Source organism: Anaerotruncus sp. (genome assembly GCF_057433415.1).
In genome coordinates this window covers 23,632-31,009 of sequence record NZ_DBMDHH010000034.1, presented here as the reverse complement: position 1 = coordinate 31,009, position 7,378 = coordinate 23,632, and the positions used below count along the sequence as shown (strand labels likewise).

7 protein-coding genes are annotated in these 7,378 nt (G+C 67.8%); 3 read left to right on the top strand and 4 right to left on the bottom strand.

Annotated elements, in window-relative coordinates:
- The first annotated feature begins 259 nt into the window (after positions 1 to 259).
- The 3 genes from ACZO3G_RS10085 to ACZO3G_RS10075 are packed head-to-tail and all read left to right on the top strand — an operon-like array spanning position 260 to position 3,102.
- Positions 260 to 1,186, top strand: a complete 927-nt coding sequence (locus ACZO3G_RS10085) for an alpha/beta hydrolase (RefSeq protein WP_199724034.1) — start codon at positions 260 to 262, stop codon at positions 1,184 to 1,186.
- The gene (locus ACZO3G_RS10080; RefSeq protein ID WP_276872075.1) at positions 1,168 to 2,436 is read left to right on the top strand and encodes a condensation domain-containing protein; all 1,269 of its coding nucleotides are present in this window, start codon (positions 1,168 to 1,170) and stop codon (positions 2,434 to 2,436) included. The genes ACZO3G_RS10085 and ACZO3G_RS10080 overlap by 19 nt, the downstream gene beginning before the upstream one ends.
- Positions 2,437 to 2,442: 6 nt before the next feature.
- Positions 2,443 to 3,102: a DUF6320 domain-containing protein gene (locus tag ACZO3G_RS10075; RefSeq protein WP_101548004.1), complete on the top strand. Its 660-nt coding sequence runs from the start codon at positions 2,443 to 2,445 to the stop codon at positions 3,100 to 3,102.
- 100 nt (positions 3,103 to 3,202) lie between these two features.
- Here ACZO3G_RS10075 and ACZO3G_RS10070 read toward each other — a convergent pair whose 3' ends face one another.
- From ACZO3G_RS10070 to ACZO3G_RS10055, 4 genes are read right to left on the bottom strand one after another with little or no spacing between them, the layout of a single operon-like run.
- Positions 3,203 to 3,679: a hypothetical protein gene (locus ACZO3G_RS10070; protein ID WP_101547999.1), complete on the bottom strand. Its 477-nt coding sequence runs from the start codon at positions 3,677 to 3,679 to the stop codon at positions 3,203 to 3,205.
- Positions 3,676 to 4,896, bottom strand: a complete 1,221-nt coding sequence (locus tag ACZO3G_RS10065; RefSeq protein WP_276872082.1) for an acyl-CoA reductase — start codon at positions 4,894 to 4,896, stop codon at positions 3,676 to 3,678. The genes ACZO3G_RS10070 and ACZO3G_RS10065 overlap by 4 nt, the downstream gene beginning before the upstream one ends.
- Positions 4,877 to 5,956: a LuxE/PaaK family acyltransferase gene (locus ACZO3G_RS10060; protein WP_276872085.1), complete on the bottom strand. Its 1,080-nt coding sequence runs from the start codon at positions 5,954 to 5,956 to the stop codon at positions 4,877 to 4,879. Before ACZO3G_RS10060 ends, ACZO3G_RS10065 begins: the two co-directional genes overlap by 20 nt.
- A complete protein-coding gene (locus ACZO3G_RS10055) occupies positions 5,953 to 7,362 on the bottom strand; it encodes an AMP-binding protein (protein WP_276872086.1) in 1,410 nt (469 codons plus the stop codon). The genes ACZO3G_RS10060 and ACZO3G_RS10055 overlap by 4 nt, the downstream gene beginning before the upstream one ends.
- Positions 7,363 to 7,378: the final 16 nt, after the last annotated feature.

Here is a 7,378-nt window from a genome sequence, read left to right as displayed (position 1 = left end):
CTCCCGGAGATTCCTAAGAACCCGGCGGAGGGTTCTTAGGCGGACTTTTGGTTCCTTTTCGTCCGTCCGAAAAGGAACCCGTGGCGCGCGGCGGAACGCGCAAGTCATTCTTGCCGCTTGTAAAGCGGCAATTCCCGTCTTAGCCCCGCCGGGCGCAGTGCGGCAAATCTGAAGCGCCCTGAGCGGGATATCAAAGAAGAAGCTCCGCCGCTTCCCGAGCGGCAAAAAAGGAGGAATTCCCATCGCAATCAACAAGGCCATGCGCGCCGCGCTCAAAGCCCTCTCCTATCCGGACATCGACATCCGCAAGACCTACCCGATCGAGCGGGCGCTTCGGACGGCGGCGGGCAGGCCCGTTCTCTTCTATAAGCCGTGGGACCACGTGGTGCATTACGGCGACCACGACATTCCCGTGCGCATCTTCTCCCCCGAGACGGAGGGGGAGCACGCCATCCTGCTCTTTTTCCACGGGGGCGGCTGGGTGACGGGCAACATCGACAGCTACGACAAGGTCTGCCGCAATATGGCGAAGCTGACCGACCGTTCGGTCGTGTCGGTCGATTACCGCCTCGCGCCCGAATACCGCTTCCCCGCCGCGCCCGAGGACTGCTATGCGGTCGCGCGGGAAATCTTCCTCGATCTGAGCCTCTTTGGGATGCGGGCCGACCAGATCACGCTGATCGGGGACAGCGCCGGGGCGAACCTCGCGGCGGCGGTCTCGCTGATGGCGCGCGACCGGGGGGAATTCCTGCCGCGCAGCCAGATCCTTATCTATCCCGCCACGGCGGCCGACCATACGGAAAATTCCCCCTTTCCGTCGGTGCGTGAAAACGGTACCGACTATCTGTTGACCTCCAAGCGCATCTGCGAATATATGGAGCTCTACCGGAGCGGCCCGGAGGACTGTGAAAACCCCTATTTTGCGCCGCTGGCGGCGGAGGACTTCTCCAACCAGCCGCAGACCCTCATCCTCACGGCCGAATACGACCCGCTGCGGGACGAGGGGGAGGCGTACGGCGAGGCCCTCAAGCGCGCGGGCGTCCCGGTGGAGATGCACCGCATCCCCGACGCGCTCCACGGCTTTTTCTCCCTGCCGCCCCGCTTCGCGCAGGTGCAGAAGGCCTACGGTTACATCAACCGCTTTTTAGACGAGGTGAGCCATCCGGCATGTCAAGACAATCCTTAAAATGGAGCCGCTTGGACAACGCGGCCAAAATATTCCCCTCGACGAGCAGCAAGCAGGACCCCAAGGTCTTCCGCTTTGCCTGCGAGCTCTGCGAGCCGGTCGATCCGGAGGTCCTCCGGCGCGCGCTCGGCCGCACCCTTGAAAAGTTCCCGCCGTTTCGTTCGGTGCTGCGGCGGGGGCTCTTCTGGTATTTCCTCGAGCAGAGCGATCTTGTGCCCGAGGTGTCGGAGGAAAGCAGTCCCCCCTGCTCCCCCCTCTATAACCCGCGGCGGCGGGGGCTGCTCTTCGCGGTCACCTATTACCGCTGCCGCATCAACCTGGAGGTCTACCACGCGCTGACCGACGGTTCGGGCGCGCTGCAATTTTTGCGCGCGCTCGTCTATGACTACCTGCTGCTGCGCCATCCGGACGCCTTTACGCACAGCCCGTCCGCGCTCGACTTCGACGCCTCCCGCTCGGAACGGGAGGACGACAGCTTCCGCAAGCACTACGTCCCGGAGCGGAAGGGCCGCGGGGAAAAGACCCCGCGCGCCTACCACATGAAGGGCGCGCTGCTGCCGGGGGGCCGCATCCGGGTCGTGGAGGGGTCGCTGCCCGTCGGGGCGGCCGCCGCCAAGGCGAAGGAGCTGGGGGTGAGCATGACCGTCTTTTTGACGGCGGTGCTGCTTACCGCCGTCGCGGGCGAGATGCCCGCGCGGGAACGCAGCCGCCGGCCGGTCGTGGCCGCGGTGCCCGTCAACCTGCGCAATTACTTCGAGTCGGAGTCGGTCCGCAACTTCTTCGGGGTCTTTACCGCCGGGTACCACTTCCAGAACGGCTGGGCCTTTGACGAGGTGCTCGCCGCGGTGAAGGCGTCCTTCGCGCGGGAACTCACCGCCGACCGGCTCGCCCGCCGCATGAATCGGCTGGCCGCGCTCGAACATAACCCCGTCATCCGCGTGATGCCGCTGGCGGTCAAGGACCCGGTGCTGCGGCTGTCCGGCTGGATCGCCGCGCGCGGGGAGACGACCTCCCTTTCCAACCTCGGGCGGATCACGATGCCCTCCGCCTGCGCGCCCTTCATCCGCGCCTTTGACGTGTTCATCAGCGCGCGGCGGCTCCAGATGTGCATGTGCTCCTACGGAGACCGGCTCATGCTGAGCCTCACCTCCCCCTTTGTGAGCACCGACGTGCCCAAGCGCTTCTTCCGGATCCTCACCGGCATGGGGCTGCCGGTCGAGATCAGTTCCAATCCCGTCAGCGAGGAGTGAGCTTCCATGCGTTACTGTGAAAAATGCCGGGTCACGGTCCGCGACAGCCGGGAGGACTGCCCGCTCTGCCAGGGGCCCCTCTCGGGCGAGCCGGAGCCCTGCGTCTTCCCCAGCCTGCCCGACGATCACCCGCCCTACCACCTGCTCATCCGCGGCATGGTCTTCCTGTCGATCGCGGCGGTGGTCATCTGCTTTGCCATCAACGCGATCGTCCCCTCCAGCTCGTGGTGGGCCCTCTTTGTCGCGGCGGGCATCGCCTGCATGTGGGTCTGCCTCTGGTCGGTCATCCGCCAGCGCAACAACATCCCCAAGAACATCCTCTGGCTCGTCTTCTGGCTGTCGCTGCTCGCCGTGCTCTGGGACGTTTTTACCGGCTGGCACCGCTGGTCGCTCAACTACGTCGTCCCCAGCCTCTGCGTCTTTGCCATGGCCGGGATGGCCGTGATCGCCCGCGTGCTCCATCTGCGCGTCGAGGATTTCTTCATCTACCTGATCATCGACGGGCTGTTCGGCGTCATCCCCATCCTGTTTCTGCTCTTCCGGTGGGTCACCGTCGTCTACCCCTCGGTCGTCTGCGTCGCCTGCAGCCTGCTTTCGCTCGCCGCGATCCTCTCCTTCGAGGGGGAACGCATGCGCGCGGAATGGAAAAAACGGATGCACCTGTAAGCCGCCCGCGGGGCGCCGGACAGGAAAAAGGCCGCCCAAATGGGCGGCCTTTTTCCTTGCAGGAAGACACATGGCTGTGAGGTTGGTCAAATGGAAGGCGTCAGCAGCAGCCGACCAGCCGGTCCTTAAAGCCCGGCCGCTTGCGCAGCGTCCTGGTGATCTCGCAGAAGAAGAGGACGGTCTCCTTTTCCGGTTCCTCCGCTCCGCGCATGCACACGCTGCGGCAGAGGAAGACGGTGTCCGCCTCCTCGCAGTAGGGGGTCTCCCCCTCCCGGGCGGCGGTCAGGCCGACCGCGTCGAGCGTCCCGTATCTGGCGAGGGCGTTGAGGCTGTCCCGGAAGGCGGGGGTGTCAAAAAAGCTGATCGAGCAGGGCTTGCCCGCCTCGAGCAGCGCGCACACCCGCGAATCCCGCGGCAGGAAGAGGAAGGCGCACGGCCTGCCCGCGAAGACGCCGAACGCCCCCTGCGGGGCGGAAACGGCGTCGCCGTTTTCCCCGGCGGCGATGACCGCCGGATTGTCGGGGAGGGTGAAGGGGTTCTGCTCCAGTTCGCGGGGCTTCTTATCGTAAAATTTCATGTGGGGTCCTCCTTTACAGATGCTTCGCACACGGCGGCGCGGGAGAGCCTGCGGATGAGGTCCACCCCGTCCCACGTGAGGGAAAATTCCAGCGCGCGTCCGATCGGGACCATCCGGTCCGCTCCCCTGGGGCGGTGCGCCCGCAGGAAGGCATGAAAGGCTTCCCGCTTTACACCGTAGTGGGTGACCGTCTGGCACTTTTCGCCGCAGACGGGAAGGAGCGCGTCAAGGGAATCCGCCGCCGTCTCGAGGAAGAAGCCACCGCCCGGATGGAGTTCCATCGCGGCGGGCGTGAGCGCGGGCAGCTCCACCCGCACAAGCAGGTTCCCCCTCGTGAGCAGCCGCGCGCCGGGGCAGTCCGCCGCGATGCGGCAGAACGCCTCCCGCTTCGCGACGGCGAGCGCGGCGGGCCAGTCGTATTCCGCGGCCGCGATCGCCTCGACACGCGGCCAGAAGTCCGCCCGGGCCTCCCCTTCCCGCTCCCCGAGCCATAATACCGCGCGCGGGGCGGCACAGGAGCGCTGGTCGTTCAAATAGGTGTCGTTGTAGAAGTCCCGGGCGAGCGCGTCCCGGTCCGCGTGGGCGAGGTAGGCGCCGCTATCGATGACGCAGGCGGACCAGCGGTCGGCAAAGCAGATCTCCGCCGCGCGCGGCTTCAGCGGGAAGGCGCGCACCCGCCTGACCGTCTCGTCCCCGCCCCAGATGATCCGCGCGTCGCAGAGGGCGGAAAGCGCCTCGGTGAGGCCGCTTTCGCGCGGATAGCGCAGGCAGGCGGCGTAGGGCCGCAGGTCGGAAAACGCGCCGGCGAGAAGCTCCTCCAGCGCGGCGCAGACGAGCGCCGCCTGCGGGAAGGGCTCGGAGGGCAGCCGCACCGCGTTCGCGTTGCCCGCAAGCAGCCCGGCCGCCAGCGAATAGGCGAAGTTGAGGGGCACGTTGCCCGGCGCGATGTGGAACGCCATTCCCCTCCCCAGGCGGAATTCCCCGTCAAGGTAGGGCTTTCGGCGCTCCTCCATGGCCGCGCGCCGGCACCAGAAGGCGAGCGCGGCGAGATCGGGAAACCGCCGGACATCCGGGCGGGAGAGCAGCGCCTTCGAGAGCGCGTCGAAGAGGTCGAGGACGCGGGGCGAAAAGGGTTCGAGCGGCGGCGTGCCGGGCATCGCCGCAAGCGCCGCCGCGTCCCCCACAAGGAACGCCGCGTCAGCCGTGTTCAGCCGCATAGGTATCGCTGCACCCCCTCAGCTCGGCGGCCCTGAGCCGTCCGAGCACCGCAAAATATTTGCCCCGCCGCCCGCAGGGGCAGCCGTCCTCCCCGAGCAGCACCCCCCGGTCCTCGGTGAGCAGGCTGTGCCCCGGGTAGGATTCCGGCAGGATCGACTGCACCTGCAAAATCCCCTCCTCCCCCGTTTCGCAGAGGGAGAAGTCGGACGCGCGGCGCACAAACAGGTCGGAAAAGGCGCTCACATGCAGGTGTCCCCGCTCGCACGCCATGAAGATCGACCCGGTCTGTTCCGCCATGCCGTAGTAGTCGTGCACCCGTCGCAGCCCGAACCCCTCCGCCAGCCGGCGGCGGAATTCCTCCGGGCCGACCGCGCGGTCGGCGAGCGTCTTCCAGCCGCCGCCATGGATCAGCACGCCGTTTTGGAAGTCCCAGGCGCGTCCGCTTGCCGCGAGCGCCTCGAAGAACTGCCAGACGAGAAAGGTAAAGCCGAAGAGCAGAAACGGTTTCCCGCCGTATGTTTCGAGGAACGCGGACACCGCGTCAAGGTCGGGGCGCATGTCGTCCCCAAGCGCCCACGTCCGGCCGCGCCCGAAGCTGGCAAACCCCGCCACCCCCGCCGCACGCGCCGTGAACCGGCCGCCGCGCAGCACCGACGGGCAGTCGATCACGAGCATCGGCAGGCGGTCGGGCCCGATGAAGTCGGAGACGATCGCCGCCAGCGCGCGGCGCTGGCCGTCGGCGGTCGGCCCGTCGAGATAAATTTTCGAGGGGACCTGCCCCGAGGTCCCCGACGAGGTCACGACCCGCGCCACCTCCCCGGGCGGCACGCTGCAAAGCTCGAGGTTCTTGAAGAGCCCCACCGGCAGGAATGGAAACTCCTCCGGCGCGCGCGCCGACGCGGGATCGAAGCCGAGCGCGCCGAGGATGTTCCGATAGGGCGGACACCGCCGCCGGTGGGAGGCGGTCAGATCGGCGAGCGCCTCTGTAAAGTATTTTACCTTTTCATCCGGTGCGAGCCCGAAGGGCGGGGCCTCCCACAGCCGGTCCGCCGCGCTCACGGCGCCTCCTCCAGCTCGCGGTAGAGGATTTTGCCCGCGCCGCTGCGCGGGATCTCCCGCACATACCGCGCGCTGACCGCCCGCCGCCGCACCCCCAGAAGCTCCGCGAGTCGGTCCGCCGCCCGCTCGGGCAGCGCGGGGTCGGTCAGGCAGACGCAGAGCGCGTCGTCCCTCCCGTAGCAGGCGCAGTCCACGCCGGGAAACTGCTCCTTCACGAGCCGTTCGCACCCGTCGAGGCTCACCCGGCTTCCGAACAGCTTGATAAACCGCTTTTTGCGCCCCACGATCGTGTAGAAGCCCTCCTCGTCACGGGCGGCCATGTCGCCGGTCAGCAGCACGCCCCGCCGCTCGTCCCCCTTCGCGAGGTCGGCGGCGCACGCGGCGTAACCCATCGTCACGTTGTCCCCCTCGTAGCGAAGCTCCCCCACTTCGCCGGGCGAATCGATCGCGGCGCCGTCCACGTCGAGCAGGGTGAACCTCCCGCCGGGGATCGCGATCCCCATGCAGCCGCGCTTTTCAAGCGCGCGCTCCCAGGGCAGGTAGCCCATCCGCGCGGTCGCCTCGGTCTGCCCGTACATGACGTAGAACCGCTTGCCATGCGCGTCGGCATAGCGCGCGCAGGTCTCGTGCAGCTCGGGCGGCAGCTTGCCGCCCGCCTGGGTGAAATAGCGCAGGCTCGGCAGCTCCATGCCGAAGAAGCCGACCCGCTTCAAAATTTCATAGGTGTAGGGCACGCCGCCGAAGCTCGTCGCCTCCCGCTCCCGGAAGAGCGCCCAGAATTCCGGCTCCACGACGCTGCGCCCGGTCAGGATGAGCGACGCGCCCGCCAGCAGGTGGCTCTGGACGATCGAAAGGCCGTAGGTGTAGTTCATCGGCAGCGTCGTGATCGCGCGCTCCTCCTCCCCGATTTCAAGGTAGCGGACGATCGCGCGCGCGTTCGATTCGATGTTGCGGCGGCTCTGGCGCACGAGCTTGGGGCTGCCCGTCGACCCCGAGGTCGTCAGCAGCAGCGCGAGGTCGGGGTGCATGGCGGGCGGGGCCTCCCCCCTCCCGAGCAGCGCGTAGCCCTCGAGCGAAAGGAGGCGCTTTGTCCCGGGGAAGCCCCCGGCCATCCGCTCGGGCAACCAGAGGAAGCCGGGCCGGTAGGTCTCCAGCAGGCCGTCGAGCAGCTCCCGGTGCATTCCCGCGTCGAGCAGCAGCGGCACCGCGCCGCCCGACAGGAACCCCGCGTAGCCGCAGAGCGCCCCATAGCTGTTTTCGCAGAACGAAAAGACGAGCGGCCGCCCCGGCGTACACGCCGCGACGCGGGCCGCGTCGGCGCACAGCCGCCCGTAGGAGTAGACCTCTCCCCCCTCCCCGTAGGCCGCGGGGCGGATGGGGGGCCTTTCGTCAATCCCAAAGATCATGGCGCGCCCTCCTTTT